We start from the raw sequence: 15,644 nt of genomic DNA, 5'->3' as shown, positions 1-15,644 counted from the left end.
CTGTGCTACTGAACGACGAGTTCACCCTGAAGCGCGCCGGAAGTCTTGATCGCTTGAAGGATCGCGATGATGTCGCTCGGTTTGAGCCCGATCTGGTTGAGCCCATGCACAAGGGTCTTCAGGTCGGTCCCGCCGATGATAGCGAGATGACCGTCCTCCTCGGTGGCGTCGACCTGGGTCAACGGCGTGACGACGGTCTGTCCATCGCTAAAGGGCTCCGGCTGCGACACCTGCGGCATCTCAGTAACCCGCACCGTGAGATTGCCATGGGTCAAGGCAACCTGTGAGATCTGCACGTTGGAGCCGATGACGACCGTGCCGGTGCGCTGATCCACGACAACACGAGCGGGTGTATCCGGCGCCACTCTCAGTTGCCCGATCGCGGCCATGAAGCGAGCGGACGTAACGCCAGCAGGCCTGCGGACAACGACACTCCTCAGATCGCGTTCAACGGCCAGCGAGCGCCCGAACTGACGGCTCGTATAGGCATTGACCGCATCCGCCATCATCGCGGCGGTCTTGAAGTCCGGATTGTTGAGCACGAGGACGAGCTCGCCCAGGTCTTCCATCGAGCCCGGAACTTCACGCTCCACGATCGCTCCGTTCGGGATCCGACCGACCGTCGGAACACCCTGCGTCACAGTCTCGGCCTCCCCGCCCACACTGAGGCCGGAGACCGCAACCGGCCCCTGTGCGACGGCGTAAACCTCACCATCGCCTGCTGAAAGCGGCGTCATCAACAAGGTACCGCCTTTAAGTGAGGTTGCATCGCCAATGGACGCGACGTTCACATCAATCTCTCCACCGCGCCCGGCAAAGGCCGGCAGATTGGCGGTCACGGTCACACCGGCAACGTTGCGCGCGCGAAGGGCCGCGCCGCTCACATTGATGCCAAGACGGTCGAGCATCGATTCCAGTGCCTGACCCGTAAAGGGCGAATTTCGCATGGAATCGCCCGTACCTTGCAGGCCGATGACAAGGCCGTAGCCGATCAGCTGGTTCTCACGCACGCCCTGAACCGTGGTGATGTCCTTGATCCTGGCTCCGGAGGACGGATCGATACCGGCAATCTGATTGGGATCTCCGATCGGCACATTGCCGACGAAATCTGCAGCCCAGACGGTGTCGGCGGCAACGAGCGCGACAGCGCAAAGGACGGCGGCAAGCCTTTTCATTGTCCCACCTTCACGCTTCCGTCCGCCTGGACGACACCGGCAATCACCTGGCCGGAATCGACATTGCGGACGCGAATGACATCGCCGAGAGAGCCGGCTTCGAGAGCGAGCACGCCTGCCGTCATCGACAGCCCACCGGACTGATAGACGGCCCGAGTGAGCGAGCCACGCGCGATGATTTCCGGCTCCTCCACCGCGTTAGACGGGATAAGCCGTTCAGGCACGAGAGTCCGACGCGCCACTTTGCCGATGAGGGCATCGATATTGTCGACCACCGGATAGCGCGAACGCGTATTCGGCAGAAAATTCATCTCCTTCAGCATGTCCCGATCGATCACATCGCCCGGATAGACGGTAACAGAGGGAACAGGCAGGAGATCGTAGGGTTGACCTTGCTGCTGCGCGGCAGCAGGAACGCTCGCCGCGAACACAAATGCGCAGGCGGCGAGAATGCGTCGGGCGGAAACGACACGCGCGAGCGCGTTCGTTGCCTTACGCCGAAGGCCGATGAAGTTCCTCCCCATCATCGGCTTGCTCAGCGAATGCCCTTGGAGACCGTGCCCGACATGTCGTCGGCTGCCTGGATCACCTTGGAGTTCATCTCGTAGGCTCGCTGGGCTGCGATCAGTTCGGTGATCTCTTTCACCGGATCAACGTTGGAGCCTTCAAGATATCCCTGATTGATCTTGCCGAATCCCGGATCGGTCGCCACGCCCGCGGTCGGCTGACCCGAAGCCGTCGTCTCGCGATAGAGATTGCTGCCGAGAGGCTCAAGACCTGCGTCATTGGCGAAGTTCACAAGCGTCAGCTGACCAAGAAGCTGCGGATCGGCCTGTCCTGCGACGGTCGCATAGACTTCGCCGGACTCGTTCACGGTGATGTCGACTGTATCAGCGGGAAAGGTCATCGCAGGCTCGACGGTGTAACCGTCGATCGTCACGAGCTCGCCGTTCGGACCTTTGTTGAACGAGCCGGCGCGCGTGTACACCGTCTCACCTGCCGGATTGGTAATCTGGAACCAGCCGCCGCCGTTGATGGCGAGGTCGAGCGGATTACCGGTCTGGCCGAGCGGACCCTGGATGTGCAGGTTCCGCACGCCGATCGTTCGCGTGCCAAGCCCGATGCGGGCACCTTCCGGAACGGGATTGCCACCGCCAGCATTGGGCACGCCCGCCGTCCGCTCCGTCTGGTAGAGAAGATCGGAGAATTCAGCGCGGGCGCGCTTGAACGAGGTAGTATTGATATTAGCGACGTTATTGGCGATGACTTCGACATTCATCTGCTGAGCAGCCATGCCGGTCGCTGCGATTGCGAGCGCTCTCATCTCAATCTCCTTAGATCTGCATCCGGCTGATTTCCTGGTAAGCCGCCACGACCTTGTCGCGGATTGCCAGAGACGCCTGCAGGGTTTGCTCGGCCGCCATCACGGCCTGAACCACGTCTTGGACGGGCATACCGCCGTTGATACCCGTAATGGCCGCGGCTTCGCCGGCCTTCAAAGTGTTGAGCGCATCGCCTGAGATATTGGCGAGGACGCTACCGAAATCGGCGCCGCCTGCCGCACCAGCGACGGAGGGCGTAGCGGCCGTCGAGCGCGTGGCGCTCAATGAGGCCGCGCTGTCGACCATGAAGGACAGCGACTGAACCGGAGAAACCATCAACTATTCCTCAAGAGATCGATCGTGGTGGAGAACATGTTGCGCACCCGCTTAATCACCTGCAGGTTCGCTTCGTAAGATCGGGTCGTCTCGCGAAGGTCGGCCATCTCGATGATCGGATTGACGTTCGGCATCTTGACGTTGCCGTTTTCATCGGCTGCCGGATGGCTCGGGTCGTGCTCCAGACGGAACGGCGCATTATCGACACCGAGCGCTTTCACCTTGACGCTGGCGGCATCGATGGTGCGATCGAGCACACTCTCGAAAGAAACGGTCTTACGCACGTAAGGATCGGCGCCTGGTGTCGTACCGGTCGATTGCGCATTGGCGAGGTTTTCAGCAACGATCCTGAGACGCGTCGACTGGGCTCTGAGCCCGGAAGCCGCGATCTGCGAGGCGCTGGCGAGTGGATCGATCATCAGCTCGACCTCACGCTCATCAGGAACATGCGATGGAAGGCCTTCACCAGGCTGGCATTGAGCTGGAAGGCGCGCTCGGTCCCGCCGGCCTTGATCAGTTCCTGATCAACGCTGACGGAATTGCCCGAGAAGCTCACATCCCAGCTATCCTCAGGCTTGACCTTGCCGGTCTCGAGAGACGTGCCGGATATATCGACGTGGCCCGACGCGGTACGCGTCATCTCAAGATGCGTGGAATCCAAGATCTTGGAGAAAGGCTCGATATCCCTGGCGACGTATCCCGGTGTATTGGCATTGGCAATATTGCCAGCGATCAGCGACTGCCGGACGGACGCCCATTGCGCCTGACGGGCAGCGAGATCAAATAAATGAACGGGCTGCAAGAGGAACCTCCCTTTCGCTCTACGCGACCCTAGCTAGACATCGAGCCTTGCCCGAAGCTGGCGTGGGAAGCGAAAGGGAATGGCGGCAGGTACCGCCTTTCGTCAGGCGTCGTTGCGGGTCAGGTCGGCGACGGCCTGCCGGAAACGTTCGCAGAAATCCTCCTGATCTTCTCCGTGAAAAACAATGGAGAGGATGTCGAGCCCGACATAATCGGTGTTGAAGACGAGATCGAACAAGGCCGTGACCTTGTCGTGGACGAACTCCATGCGGATGGCGATAGCGAAAGCATTGTGCCAGTCGAACTGCACGGCGGCCTGCCGTGCGTAGCGCAAAAGCTCCGGGCGCCGCAGCATTTCAGCCGAGGAATCGACGATATCACGGATATTCGCCTCACGCTCCGCGTAGATGTAGTAGGCCATCACGCCGGCGTTGATGAGGTAGAATTCCGCCATGAACGGCTTCAACGCCTCCGCGAGAGCTTTCTCGCAGGATAGGAAGTCCTGCTCGTTCTCCGGGCACCGTTCGATCACTCTACGCTGAGTGGTGATGTGCATTACTCTCACGCGAATAGATATAATGGAGGAGTTTCGCGACGGCGACATAAAACTCCGCCGGAATGAACTGGTCGACTTCGACAGCATCGTACATGGCGCGGGCCAATGGCTTGTCCTCGATGATCGGAACATTGTGCTCGGTCGCGATTTCGCGGATCTTTAACGCCACCAAATCGGCTCCCTTTGCGAGGACCAAAGGCGCTCCGCCCTCGGCACGCTCATAGCGGATAGCAATGGCGAAATGAGTAGGATTGGCGATGATGAGCGTGGCGCGTGGCACTTCCGCCATCATCCGTCGTTTGGCGCGTTCACGTGCGATTGCCCGCAAGCGCCCCTTCACGATCGGGTCTCCTTCCGCCTGTTTGAATTCCTCCTTGAGCTCCTGACGTGTCATTCTGAGATCGTTGCGCCAGCGCACGCGCGACCAGACGATATCTGCGCCCACGAGCACAATAGTGGCCACGCAAATGGTGGAAACAAGGCGCACGGAGATCGATAGGATCAACTGCGGAACCAGGGTCGGGTCGCTGTACATGGCGCTCATGAGGGCGTTCTGGTCCGCGTTGATGACGAGCAGGCATGTGATGCCCACGGCCGTGACTTTGAAAAGCGCTTTCAAAAACTCGACAGCGCCTTGTTTGCCGAAGATCTTTTTCCATCCGGCAGCAGGCGAGATACGCGACCATTGCGGCCGGATGCGCTCCAATACGAGGCTCGGCACGTTCTGAAAGAGCGACGCGGCGATGCCGAAAAGCGCCAAAACAAAGATGGCCGGCAGGATGAGCCGCCCGCAATCCCAGGCAACGCGCCAGAGGAAGAGCGTCGCCTCGGTTCCGTTCGAAAGGGAAAAGCCTCCCGGATTGTCGATGAAGTGCATCAAAATGGCGCTGAGATCGCGGGCTGCGCCCTGGATGAGCAGCGTCATGATGATGAGGATCGCAAGAATCGAGGTGAAGATGGCCGCTTCACGCGAATGCGGCGTATTGCCCTTCTCCACCGCGTCCGAGATTTTCTTCTCTGTCGGTTCCTCGGTTTGGCTGTCCTTGTCCGGCTTCTCCGACATCGCGAGTGCGCCTACATAACGTAGGCGTCTTCCTCGTTGTCCGAATTGAGGTCGATCTCACCCTTTCCTGCCATATCGAGCGCCATGTCCGTGATGACACGGCGAGCATCCGTCACCTCACGGTGCGGAGCCGGTTCGCTGCTGTTGAGCTCCTGCTCGACCATGCGCCGAACGCGCGAGGACAAGGAGGAAAGAATGATCTCGCGGAATTCCGCATCGGTCCCCTTGAGTGACATCACCACCTTGTCGGTCGGTGCGCGATCGAAGAGCGCGGTCCGGGCCTTCGGCGTGAGCTTCGAGATATCGTCGAAGGTGAACAACAGGCTCTTCAGGATCTCCGCCGATTTCGGCCGGGATTCCGACAGACTGTTGAGCACGTCTTCCATGTGATCGCGCTCCATCTTATTGACGATATCGGCCATCTTCGCGTGAGGATCTGCACCCTGGTTGCGAGACAGATTGGTCATGAAGTCTTCGTGCACGACGCGCTCGATGATACGCATCGTCTCATCCACCATCGGCTTGAAACCGAGCATCCGCCGCATCACCTCGTTGCGACGATCTGGCGGCAGATGACCCATCACCTTCGCCGCGCATGTCGGCTTCACCTTCGACAGGATGAGGGCCGCCGTTTGCGGATGCTCCTTCAGGATGTAGGCAGCGATCAGGTTTTCGGAGACGTTGGACATACGGTCCCAGATCGAACGGCTGGCATTGCCCATGACGTCCGCCATGATCTCGCCGATCTGATCGGGAGGCAGAACGCCTTCCAGAAGCTTTTCTACCTCGCCCGTCGTACCCACGAGCTGCGCGCCGTTCAGGAAGTTTGAGGCAAACTCCTCGATCAGCTGTTCGATCTGCTGCGGCGGAACAGATTTCAGCGTCGCCACGGAGCGCGTGATGATTTTGATCTCCTCCGGATCAAAATGCTTCATCACGCGGGCAGCCGCAGGCTTGCCCATCGCCATGAGCAGCGCGGCAACCCGGTCCGGCCCCTGGAGGGGCCGCGGCACAGGCGGCTTGTTTGCGGTGGCTGCCATCTCGCCCTGCTTAGTTCGTCAGCTCAGCGCCAGCTGGACCAACGATCTCGGTCAGCGACACACCAAAGCGGGAATTGTCGTCTTCGACGACCACAACTTCGCCGCGCGCAATGACGCGTCCGTTGACCACCACTTCGACCGGTTCGCCGACACGGTGATCGAGCGGCACGATGGCTCCTCGACCAAGCTTCATGAGATTGGCGACGGGCATACGCGCGGATCCAAGCACGACCTGCATCAGCACTGGAATCCGCATGACGGATTCAAGATTGCGGCCGGTGCCAAAAGTCTCGCCCTGCCCTGCCGGCACGTCCACGGTGAAGTCATCCTGGTGCGTGGCAGTCTCATCCAGCTTTTCCTGCATATCCTTCAAAGGATCTCCAGACATGAAAATGCTCCTCTCGATTCAATCCTGCAGGCCCTAACGCATCGCTGCGACGGACCAGCCCCCTTCAGCGCCGCCGCGCCAGTTTCCTGGCGCGCGCGCCTTTAACCGTGACCACGGCTTCTTCACGTCGGTTGCGAACCTGCAAAGCGACGGCAGCCGCGCTCGCTCCAGCAAAGGCGGCCAAGATCGCCAGGTCAGCTAGAAAGAAGGTCATTGATGAACTCCTTCTCGGGATCAAAGACCTCTTCCACACGGAGCTTGTACGAGCCTTCCGTCTGGCCAAGCTGACACCAAAAGAGCGGCTGCTCATTCGCCTCGAGCTTGACCCGACTTGCGGGCGTAGCCTGCAGTTCCAGCACCTGGCCCACCTTAAAGTGAGCGACTTCGTCGAGCATGATGCTGCGCTCTTCGAGCACAGCCCGGAGAGGCACACTCGCCTTCTTCACCTCAGTACGAATTTGACGCGACCAATTGGGATCACCGGCATTCGATTCGCCGGAAATCACGCGCGACAACACCTGCCGCATCGGCGTAAGTGCCGATTGCGGGATGATCACGAACATCTCACCGCCGCGCCCGAGGGCCTGCAGCAGAAACTTCGCCGCCACCGCCATGTTGTTGCGCCGCCCGATGACGGCGAAGTCCATGCGGGTTTCCTGCCGTTCAAATTTGAACGGTGTGTCTGAGACGAGCGCGAAAGACGCTTGCAGTGCCTTGCCCGCCTGCTCGAAGAGCATCTGTGCGATACGGTTTTCGATCGTGGAGAAGTTGCGCTCGTCGTCGAAAGGCGGTTCCGAACCATCGGCTCCAAAAAGCACTTCCACCATCGAGAAGATGAAATCCCGATCGAAACCGACGATGATGTGATTGTCCCAGGTCGGCGCATGAAAGATACCGGCAACGGCATTCGCTTCGTACATCTCTAGGATGTCGCCGATACGCCCGCTCTCCACATGGCTCAGCGAGTAATAGGCCTGAGACGCGGCCAGCGTGCGCAAGCTGTCGGCACAGAAGGTGGCCATGCGGTCAAAGATAATCTGCAGCATCGGCAGCTTATCGACCGACAGACCTGCTGCATCGAGCAGCATGTCACGGATGTCAGTGCCTTTTTGTGGTTCGGACATGGATCAGGCCGCCTGCTGCATGGGAGCTGCCGATGAGCTCGGTGTGTTGGAAATCGCCTCGTTTTCGACCTCGTCGATGGTCGGGCGCTCTTTGGAAGAAATCGTCTTGCGGCCATGCTCGAGCGCGACCTGGGGCAGCGCACCATTCATGAAGGCAATGAGCGTCTGCTTGACTATGACAAACGGCTGGCACTGCTTTTCACGCAAAATCTTGATCTTCCCCGCCAGGGGGGAAAGCACTGCGTAGGAAAGAAAAATACCGATGAACGTTCCGATCAGCGCCGAGGCGATATAGTGGCCGAGAATCTCCGGTGACTGATCAATAGCGCCCATCGCCTTCACGATACCCAAGACAGCGGCGCAGATACCGATCGCCGGAAGCGCTTCGGCGACCGTCCCCAATGCTCCGGCAGACTTCAGCTTGTGCTTCTTGATCGTCGAGATCTCCTGCTCCATCAGCCCCTCGATCTCGTGCGAGCGCGCATTGCCGATAATGATCAGGCGAACGTAGTCACAGATATAAGCAGTGAGCTCTTTATCCTTCAGGATCGTCGGAAAGTGCTGAAACAGCACCGAATTCGCCGGATCGTCGATATGAGCTTCGACCTCGTTGCGAGGTCGCGTCCTGAGATCTCGCATCAACGCAAAAAGCAGACTCAGAATGCTCAGATAATCGTTCCGCTTCGGCGCCGTGCCCTTCATTGCCTCGAAGATACCCGCCCCGGCATCTTTGATGATCGCCATCGGGTTGGCGATGATGAAAGTGCCAAGCGCGATTCCGACGATGATCACGTATTCGAAGGGCTGCCAGATGACACCCACATGGCCGCCCATAGCCATGAAGCCGCCGAGCATCGAGCCGATGCCGATCACCAAGCCGAGTAGGATAGCCAAGAGCCTGCTCCATGAAGTGGTTTCGTTCGCAGCCCTCACTGTTCGATTTGGCTTGCGTGAAGCTGGAGCGTTCGGCAGCGTCGGCCGTATCGCCAAGCAGCTGGCAGCGGCAGGAGAAAGCCAGTCTCGCGCAAGCTTGGCGACCTAGAGCCTCATCTCGATTGTGAGGCCGCAATGATCTCGACATCTCTCAGCTATCAGCGCATCTCCGGCGATATGGACAAGTCTCTGAGCCGTGTCTCCAGCGACCGGATCGTGACGCGCGAAACCAACTACTACCTCGCCAATATCGGCACGATCAAATCGATCGACGACTTCTTCGACAACGATCGCGTTTACAACTACGCGATGAAGGCCTTCGGCCTTGAAGATATGGCTTACGCAAAGGGCTTAATTCGCAAGGTCCTGGAAGAGGGCGTGAGCGATCCGAAGAGCTTTGCCAATCGCATGTCGGACGATCGTTTCGTGGAATTGGCAACCGTTTTCAACTTCACGGAGAACGGCGAAACGACCACCGCCGCGAAAGAGGCGCAGCAGGGCGTTGTCGATCTCTATACCCGCCAGACGCTCGAAGAGAGGGCCGGCGACGACAACGAGGGCGTCCGCCTCGCATTGTATTTCGAGCGTGCCGCGCCCGAGGTGAAGTCGGCCTATGGGCTCCTCGCAGATGATGCGCTGTGGGCCGTTATCAAAACGACCTTCGGCTTTCCCGCCGAAATGGCCAACGCCGATATCGAAAAACAGGCAAAGGCCGTCGAGCAGCGGATGGACATCGCTGACCTGCAGGATCCGGAAAAACTCGCCAAGCTCATCCAGCGTTTCACCATCATGTGGGACGCAACCGAAAACGTGACGGCGGATCCGATCCTCAATCTCTTTTCCAACAGCCGCTCGACATCGGTCAGCGCCGATCTCCTCCTGACTTTGAACCAGTTGAAGCACGGCGGAACCTGAGACATGCCGACAAGCACCTACGTCGCACTCTCCGCACAGGTGGCGCTCGACCGCCGCCTGACGACGATCGCCAACAACGTCGCCAACATGAACACGGCGGGCTTTCGCGCAGAAGAGGTGAAATTCGACGCTGTGATGACGCGGGCAGGCACCGACAAGGTCGCCTTCTCGTCACCCGGCGACACCTATATTTCACGCAATCCCGGCTCCGTCTCCTACACGGGCAACTCTCTCGACGTTGCGGTACAAGGAGATGGTTGGCTGGCGCTTTCGACCCCAGACGGCACCGTCTACACGCGCGACGGTCGTCTGCAGATGACGGCAACCGGCGAGCTCCTGAGCACCGCCGGCTATCCCGTTCTCGATCCCGGCGAAGCTGGCATTCTTCTCGATCCGCGCGGCAGCGAGATATCGATCGCGGGGGATGGCACCATTTCCCAAGGCGGCAACCAGGTTGGCGCAATCGGGCTTTTCTCGATCCCCGAAACTGCCAAGCTCAGCCGCTATGAAAACTCCGGGGTAATCCCGAGCGAAGCGGCGCAGCCCGTTGAGGATATGACCGTCAATGGCCTGCGTCAGGGCTACGTCGAAGGCGCCAACGTCAATCCGATCTCCGAGATCAGCAAGCTGATCATGCTGCAACGCGCCTTCGATAGTGCGGCTTCGGCCGTGGAGAAGAGCGAATCCACGCAGCAAGAGGCAATCCGCTCTCTCGGCCCGTCCTGATCCATCAGAAAATAGAAGATCCGACATCGGGGGGATGGCTGAATGACCGCTCTCGCGCGTCTCAAATCCGCGATCGACAGTGCAGCGGTCGAAATCCCGCCCGTGCGCGTGGGCGGTCTCGTGACGGAGGTGGCGCCGACTTACTGTCGCGTCGCCGGTCTTTCCCCATTCGTGCGACTCGGCGAGCGAGTGCGTTTTTCTTGGGACAAAATGAACGCGCTTGGCGAAGTTGTCCGCATCGACGGGCGTGACGTGATCGTCAAACCCTTCGAGACACGGATGCCCTTTGGCATAGGCACCGAGGCGCATCGTATCGGCGCGATCGGCCTCGCCCCCCGCGACGAATGGAAAGGCCGCGTCATCAATGCCATGGGCGAGCCGGTGGACGGTCTCGGCCCCCTCGCCCACGGCGAGCGCATGATGAATGTCGACGCCGAACCGCCACCAGCAATGACCCGCGCGCGCTTGCACAGGCCTCTGACGACGGGCGTGCGCGCCATCGATATCTTCACGCCGATCTGCGAAGGACAACGCATCGGCATTTTCGCCGGCTCTGGCGTCGGCAAGTCCACGCTTCTGTCGATGATTGCGCATTCTCACGGCTTCGACACGGTCGTCGTGGCGTTGGTCGGCGAGCGCGGCCGTGAAGTTCGGGAATTCATCGAAGGCGCGCTCAATGGCAATCGTGCCCGCGCCGTGACGGTCGTGGCGACCGGCGACGAAGGCCCGATGATGCGCCGCCTCGCCCCGCTCTCGGCCATGGCGATCGCCGAGTACTTTCGGGACCAGGGCGATTCCGTCCTGCTTATCGTCGATTCTGTCACCCGTTACGCGCATGCGGCACGCGACATCGCGCTCGCTGCGGGCGAACCGGCGGTGGCGCGGGGCTATGCGCCCAGCGTCTTTTCCGATCTGCCGAAGCTTTTGGAGCGAGCCGGCCCTGGCGAGGAAGGAGCCGGATCGATCACCGGCATCTTCGCCGTCCTGATCGACGGTGACGACCATAATGATCCTGTTGCCGATGCCATCCGCGGCACGCTGGACGGTCATATCGTGCTCGATCGTTCCATTGCCGATCAAGGCCGCTACCCGGCCATCAACGTGCTCGGATCGATTTCGCGACTGGCGCAGATCGTTTGGACGTCCGACCAGCGCGAATTGGTGCGCAAGCTGCGCACCTTGATCTCTCGTTTCGAAGACACACGCGATTTGAGGCTCATGGGCGGCTACCACCAGGGTGCCGATGCTGAGCTCGACCGGGCCGTTCAGCTCGTGCCGCGCGTCTATGATGCGCTGCGTCAGGACCCCTCGAGCCCGCTTGCCCAGGACGCCTTCGCAGACCTCGCTGTCTTGTTGCGTCAGTAGGCGCCACCGACAGCTTCACGCAAGCTCACCGGGCCAAACAGGCCACACAAGGGTTGAGGAAAAGGATTAAGCTGATGAGCCTCTATGGGATGCTCCGCACGGGCGTTTCGGGGATGAACGCGCAATCGAATCTGCTCGGCACGGTCTCCGACAATATCGCCAACAGTGGTACGATCGGTTACAAACGCGCTGACACCCAGTTCTCATCGCTGCTCCTGAACAGCGGCAAAGGCAGTTACAATCCGGGTGCGGTGAAGACGGACATCCGTCATGCCATCAGCGATCGCGGACCGCTGACCTATACGACGTCGAACACCGACCTCGCCGTCCAGGGCAATGGCTTCTTCGTGGTCAACGACCCGAACGGCAATCCGTATCTGACCCGGGCAGGCGCCTTCACCCTCGACGGCAACACCGGCAATCTCGTCAACACGGCCGGCTACACGCTGATGGGCTACGATATCAGCGGTGGCGATCCGAGTGTTGTCCTGAACGGACTCACGGGACTTCAGCCCGTCAATTTCGGCGGCATGAACATGACCGCCAATCCGACCACCAGCGGCGTCTTCAAGGTCAATCTGCCCGACAGCGCAGAGGTCGTGACAGGCAACCTGCCGTCCGCCAATGCGGCGGATTCAGCCTATACCGCCAAGTCGTCTATTACCGTCTTCGACAAGGTCGGCAACGAAGTGACGCTCGACATCTACATGTCGAAGACGAGCGACAGCCCGGCGGAATGGGCATACACGGTCTACGATCACGCCGGCGCCACCGACGGTGGCTTTCCCTACGCATCGCCCGCGTTGTCGACCCAGACGGTCACCTTCGACGACGCCGGGGCCCTGACGAGCACACCAGCTGAAATCGCACTGACCGTGCCGGGCGGTGAAGCGATCACGCTCGATCTCACGGGCACCACGCATCTTGCCGCGGATTACATACCGATGACGGCCACCGTCAACGGCAATGCGCCGGCGACGATCAAGGATGTGACGATCTCCGAGGACGGGACGGTCTACGCCAATTACACCAATGGCGCGATGACCCCGGCCTTCCGCCTGCCGCTGGCCGACGTGCCGAGCCCGGACAAGCTCGAAGCCCTCTCCGGCAACGTCTTTTCGGTGACGCTGGAATCGGGCGCGATCGAGGTCGGCTTCCCGACGGAAGGATCACGCGGCGCAATCGTCTCCGGAGCGCTTGAGCAATCGAATGTCGATATGGCTTCCGAGCTCACCGACATGATCGTCGCCCAGCGGGATTATTCGGCCAATTCCAAGGTCTTCCAGACAGGCTCAGAGCTTCTGGACGTCCTGATGAACCTCAAGCGCTAAGCGCGTCCTCTCCCACTGAAAGGGCAGTTTAGCCATGAGCCTTCAGGCCGCGCTGACGACGGCGCGTTCCTCCTTGCAGGCAACCGCGGCACAGATTTCGGTCTCTGCCAAGAATGTCTCCGGGGCGGGCGACCCGACCTATTCACGCAAGTTGGCGCCGTCGATAACGACGCCAGACGGCGCCGTGCGCGTCGTGACAACGACCCGCGCCACAGACCGTGCGCTCTATACAACCATGCTCGGCGCGACATCACGCGCCGCGAGCGAAGATGCTCTCGTCGCCGGCCTCAACCGGCTGTCGGCGACAATCGGCGATCCGAAATCTGAGTATTCGCCGGCCGCGCAGCTCAGCCAGCTGCAAGTCACGCTGCAGGAATATGCCAACCGGCCGGACGATTCCATTCTCTCGCAGAATGTCGTCACGCGTGCCAACGCGCTGACAACGAAGCTCCATTCAGCCGCGGAGACGATCGCCGAGGTCCGTCAGGACGCCGACGCCGATATCGCCAACGCGGTGAGCAACCTCAACAGCCTTCTCGACAAGTTCGAGACGCTGAACAACCTCGTCGTCCAGGGCTCTTTCGCAGGGGCCGACGTCACCGATCCGCTCGACAAGCGCGATGCCGTGCTCGCTCAAATCTCCGAGCAGATGGGCGTCTCGGCCGTCACCCGCGGCAATAACGACATGGTGCTCTATACCGATAGTGGCGCCACCTTGTTCGAGACGACGGCCCGGAGCGTCACCTTTGCTGCCTCGCCGGCCCTGACGGCTGGCACGCCCGGCAATGCGGTCTTCGTCGACGGTGTGCCGGTCACCGGCCCGACCGCGACGATGCCGTTGAACAGCGGCGCGCTCGTCGGTCTCACGACATTGCGCGACGACGTCGCCCTCACCTATCAAAACCAGCTCGACGAAGTTGCTCGCGGCCTCATCGAGGTGTTTGCGGAATCCGATCAAACCGGGGGCGGCGCTCCCGATCAAGCCGGGCTTTTCACGTATCCTGGCGGTCCCGGAGTTCCGGCAAGCGGGACGTCGGTATCCGGCCTCGCCGCTTCGATTACTGTCAACGCGGCTATCGACCCCTTGCAGGGAGGAGCATTGTCGCGGTTGCGCGACGGTGGCGTCAACGGGGCGGCCTACGCTTACAATTCGACCGGCGCGGCCGCCTTCTCCGATCGGCTCGACGCGCTCGTGACCGGTATGGGCACGGCACGCGGCTTCGATCCTTCAACGCAGCTCGAGGACAGCCAGAGCCTGATAGATTTCACCACGTCCTCCTCGGGCTGGCTCGAGGGTCGGCGCCAGGCGGCAACGGCCGAGGTGGAATACCAGAACACACTCGTTGCTCACAGCTCCGACGCGCTTTCCAACGCGACTGGGGTCAATCTCGACGACGAATATGCACTGCAGCTGCAGCTGGAACAAAGCTACGCCGCATCCGCCAAGGTTCTGTCGGTGATCAACGAGCTCTTCGAAACTCTGCTCATGAACGCGCGCTGACGCCATGAAAACGACCTTCGTCTCCACGTACGCTCTCGCCAACAACCTGCGGTCGAGCGTTCCGCGCATGCAGTCCGAGCTCGCAAAGGCGGGCGTCGAGATGGCGACGAGCCGGCACGCCGATGTCGGGCTGACGCTCGGTTATTCGACAACACGGACGCTGTCGTTCCGCCACGATTTTACGCAGGCGGAATCCTTCATCTCGACCAACGGCCTTCTCTCTTCTCAGCTGCAACGCACGCAGATCTCAATGGATGGGATCGCGGACACGGCGAACAAGACCCTCGCGGTCTTCGTGTCGGTGTCAGATCCCTATGTTGCCTCCGAAGAGTTTCAGGCCTCAGCGAAAGCCGCGCTCTCCGGGCTTATCTCGCTCGGCAACACGGCCGCCGACGGGCAGTACCTCTTTTCCGGCATCAACACCGGCGCGGCACCTTTCAACGATTACGCAACTGGGGGTCCGAAGGCTGCGGTCGATGGAGCTTTTGCGAGTTTCTTCGGCTTCACGCAAAGCGACACCGCAGTCTCTGGCATCAGCCCCAGCGACATGGAGACTTTCCTCGACGGTGACTTCGCGGCACTTTTCGACGATCCGTCATGGGGAACCGTCTGGTCGAACGCCTCCGACACCAACATCACGAGCCGGATCTCTCCCCACGAGGAGCTGACCACCTCTGTGAACGGCAACACGCAAGCTCTGCGCAACCTCGCCATGGCCTATACGATGGTAGCCGAAGTCGGAACGACAGAACTTGGACCGGAAACCATCCAGGTCGTCGTCGACAAGGCCCGTCAGCTGATCGGCAGTGCTCTGCCTCAGCTCACCGACATGCAAAGCGCTATTGGCTTCACACAGCAACGTGTGACAGCGGCGACCGAGAGGATGACAGCCGAAAAGGATCTCATCTCCAAGGGCATTCAGTCACTGGAGAATGTCGATCCGGCCGAAGCGAAAGTTCGCTTCGATACGCTCACGACACAGATCGAGATGTCCTACGCACTGACAACTCAGATCATGAACTTGAGCATTTTGAAGTACGCCTGATTCAGGCGTGGGTGGAGGTTCAA

General features: G+C 60.4%; 19 protein-coding genes. 6 read left to right on the top strand and 13 right to left on the bottom strand.

Annotation, left to right across the window (positions count from 1 at the left end):
- Positions 1–5: 5 nt before the first annotated feature.
- The 13 genes from flgI to motA all read right to left on the bottom strand — a co-directional run bounded on the left by flgI (position 6) and on the right by motA (position 8,699).
- A complete protein-coding gene (gene flgI / locus BLP76_RS05270) occupies positions 6–1,175 on the bottom strand; it encodes a flagellar basal body P-ring protein FlgI (RefSeq protein ID WP_092810355.1) in 1,170 nt (389 codons plus the stop codon).
- Entirely contained in the window at positions 1,172–1,702 is a 531-nt protein-coding gene (gene flgA / locus BLP76_RS05265; RefSeq protein ID WP_092810353.1) for a flagellar basal body P-ring formation chaperone FlgA, read from the bottom strand. Before flgA ends, flgI begins: the two co-directional genes overlap by 4 nt.
- Positions 1,703–1,710: 8 nt before the next feature.
- A complete protein-coding gene (flgG, locus tag BLP76_RS05260) occupies positions 1,711–2,499 on the bottom strand; it encodes a flagellar basal-body rod protein FlgG (RefSeq protein ID WP_092810351.1) in 789 nt (262 codons plus the stop codon).
- Between the two features lie 10 nt (positions 2,500–2,509).
- Entirely contained in the window at positions 2,510–2,833 is a 324-nt protein-coding gene (gene fliE / locus BLP76_RS05255) for a flagellar hook-basal body complex protein FliE (protein WP_244514459.1), read from the bottom strand.
- Positions 2,833–3,252 (bottom strand): flagellar basal body rod protein FlgC, encoded by a 420-nt coding sequence (flgC, locus tag BLP76_RS05250; protein WP_092810349.1) that lies wholly within the window; start codon positions 3,250–3,252, stop codon positions 2,833–2,835. Before flgC ends, fliE begins: the two co-directional genes overlap by 1 nt.
- Positions 3,252–3,635, bottom strand: coding sequence for a flagellar basal body rod protein FlgB (gene flgB / locus BLP76_RS05245; RefSeq protein ID WP_092810347.1), 384 nt, complete (start codon positions 3,633–3,635; stop codon positions 3,252–3,254). Before flgB ends, flgC begins: the two co-directional genes overlap by 1 nt.
- A gap of 102 nt (positions 3,636–3,737) precedes the next feature.
- A complete protein-coding gene (locus BLP76_RS05240; RefSeq protein WP_139163691.1) occupies positions 3,738–4,190 on the bottom strand; it encodes a hypothetical protein in 453 nt (150 codons plus the stop codon).
- Positions 4,168–5,253 carry a flagellar biosynthesis protein FlhB gene (gene flhB / locus BLP76_RS05235; RefSeq protein WP_092810343.1) on the bottom strand — a complete coding sequence of 362 codons (1,086 nt, stop codon included), beginning with the start codon at positions 5,251–5,253 and terminating at the stop codon, positions 4,168–4,170. The genes BLP76_RS05240 and flhB overlap by 23 nt, the downstream gene beginning before the upstream one ends.
- 11 nt (positions 5,254–5,264) lie before the next feature.
- A complete protein-coding gene (locus tag BLP76_RS05230) occupies positions 5,265–6,293 on the bottom strand; it encodes a flagellar motor switch protein FliG (RefSeq protein ID WP_092810341.1) in 1,029 nt (342 codons plus the stop codon).
- A gap of 10 nt (positions 6,294–6,303) precedes the next feature.
- On the bottom strand, positions 6,304–6,681 hold the full coding sequence (gene fliN / locus BLP76_RS05225) for a flagellar motor switch protein FliN (protein ID WP_092810338.1): 378 nt from the start codon (positions 6,679–6,681) through the stop codon (positions 6,304–6,306).
- 64 nt (positions 6,682–6,745) lie between these two features.
- Positions 6,746–6,895, bottom strand: a complete 150-nt coding sequence (locus tag BLP76_RS18755) for a hypothetical protein (RefSeq protein ID WP_170130499.1) — start codon at positions 6,893–6,895, stop codon at positions 6,746–6,748.
- Positions 6,876–7,805, bottom strand: coding sequence for a flagellar motor switch protein FliM (locus BLP76_RS05220; protein WP_092810336.1), 930 nt, complete (start codon positions 7,803–7,805; stop codon positions 6,876–6,878). The genes BLP76_RS18755 and BLP76_RS05220 overlap by 20 nt, the downstream gene beginning before the upstream one ends.
- A gap of 3 nt (positions 7,806–7,808) precedes the next feature.
- Positions 7,809–8,699, bottom strand: a complete 891-nt coding sequence (gene motA / locus BLP76_RS05215; RefSeq protein ID WP_092810334.1) for a flagellar motor stator protein MotA — start codon at positions 8,697–8,699, stop codon at positions 7,809–7,811.
- A gap of 174 nt (positions 8,700–8,873) precedes the next feature.
- Between motA and BLP76_RS05210 the strand changes: the two genes are divergently transcribed.
- The 6 genes from BLP76_RS05210 (at position 8,874) to BLP76_RS05185 (ending at position 15,621) form a co-directional block, all read left to right on the top strand.
- A complete protein-coding gene (locus tag BLP76_RS05210) occupies positions 8,874–9,653 on the top strand; it encodes a DUF1217 domain-containing protein (protein ID WP_092810332.1) in 780 nt (259 codons plus the stop codon).
- Positions 9,654–9,656: 3 nt separating this feature from the next.
- Positions 9,657–10,379 (top strand): flagellar basal-body rod protein FlgF, encoded by a 723-nt coding sequence (flgF, locus tag BLP76_RS05205; RefSeq protein ID WP_092810330.1) that lies wholly within the window; start codon positions 9,657–9,659, stop codon positions 10,377–10,379.
- A gap of 42 nt (positions 10,380–10,421) precedes the next feature.
- Positions 10,422–11,744: a flagellar protein export ATPase FliI gene (gene fliI / locus BLP76_RS05200; protein ID WP_092810327.1), complete on the top strand. Its 1,323-nt coding sequence runs from the start codon at positions 10,422–10,424 to the stop codon at positions 11,742–11,744.
- Positions 11,745–11,818: 74 nt separating this feature from the next.
- Positions 11,819–13,075 (top strand): flagellar hook protein FlgE, encoded by a 1,257-nt coding sequence (locus BLP76_RS05195; RefSeq protein ID WP_092810325.1) that lies wholly within the window; start codon positions 11,819–11,821, stop codon positions 13,073–13,075.
- Between the two features lie 34 nt (positions 13,076–13,109).
- Positions 13,110–14,576 carry a flagellar hook-associated protein FlgK gene (flgK, locus tag BLP76_RS05190; protein WP_092810323.1) on the top strand — a complete coding sequence of 489 codons (1,467 nt, stop codon included), beginning with the start codon at positions 13,110–13,112 and terminating at the stop codon, positions 14,574–14,576.
- Positions 14,577–14,580: 4 nt separating this feature from the next.
- Entirely contained in the window at positions 14,581–15,621 is a 1,041-nt protein-coding gene (locus tag BLP76_RS05185) for a flagellar hook-associated family protein (protein ID WP_092810321.1), read from the top strand.
- Positions 15,622–15,644: the final 23 nt, after the last annotated feature.

Origin of the sequence: Afifella marina DSM 2698 (assembly GCF_900102695.1) — a bacterium.
GTDB lineage: Bacteria > Pseudomonadota > Alphaproteobacteria > Rhizobiales > Afifellaceae > Afifella > Afifella marina.
The sequence above is the reverse complement of the archived record's forward strand: the minus strand, read 5'-3'. Positions and strand labels throughout refer to the sequence as shown.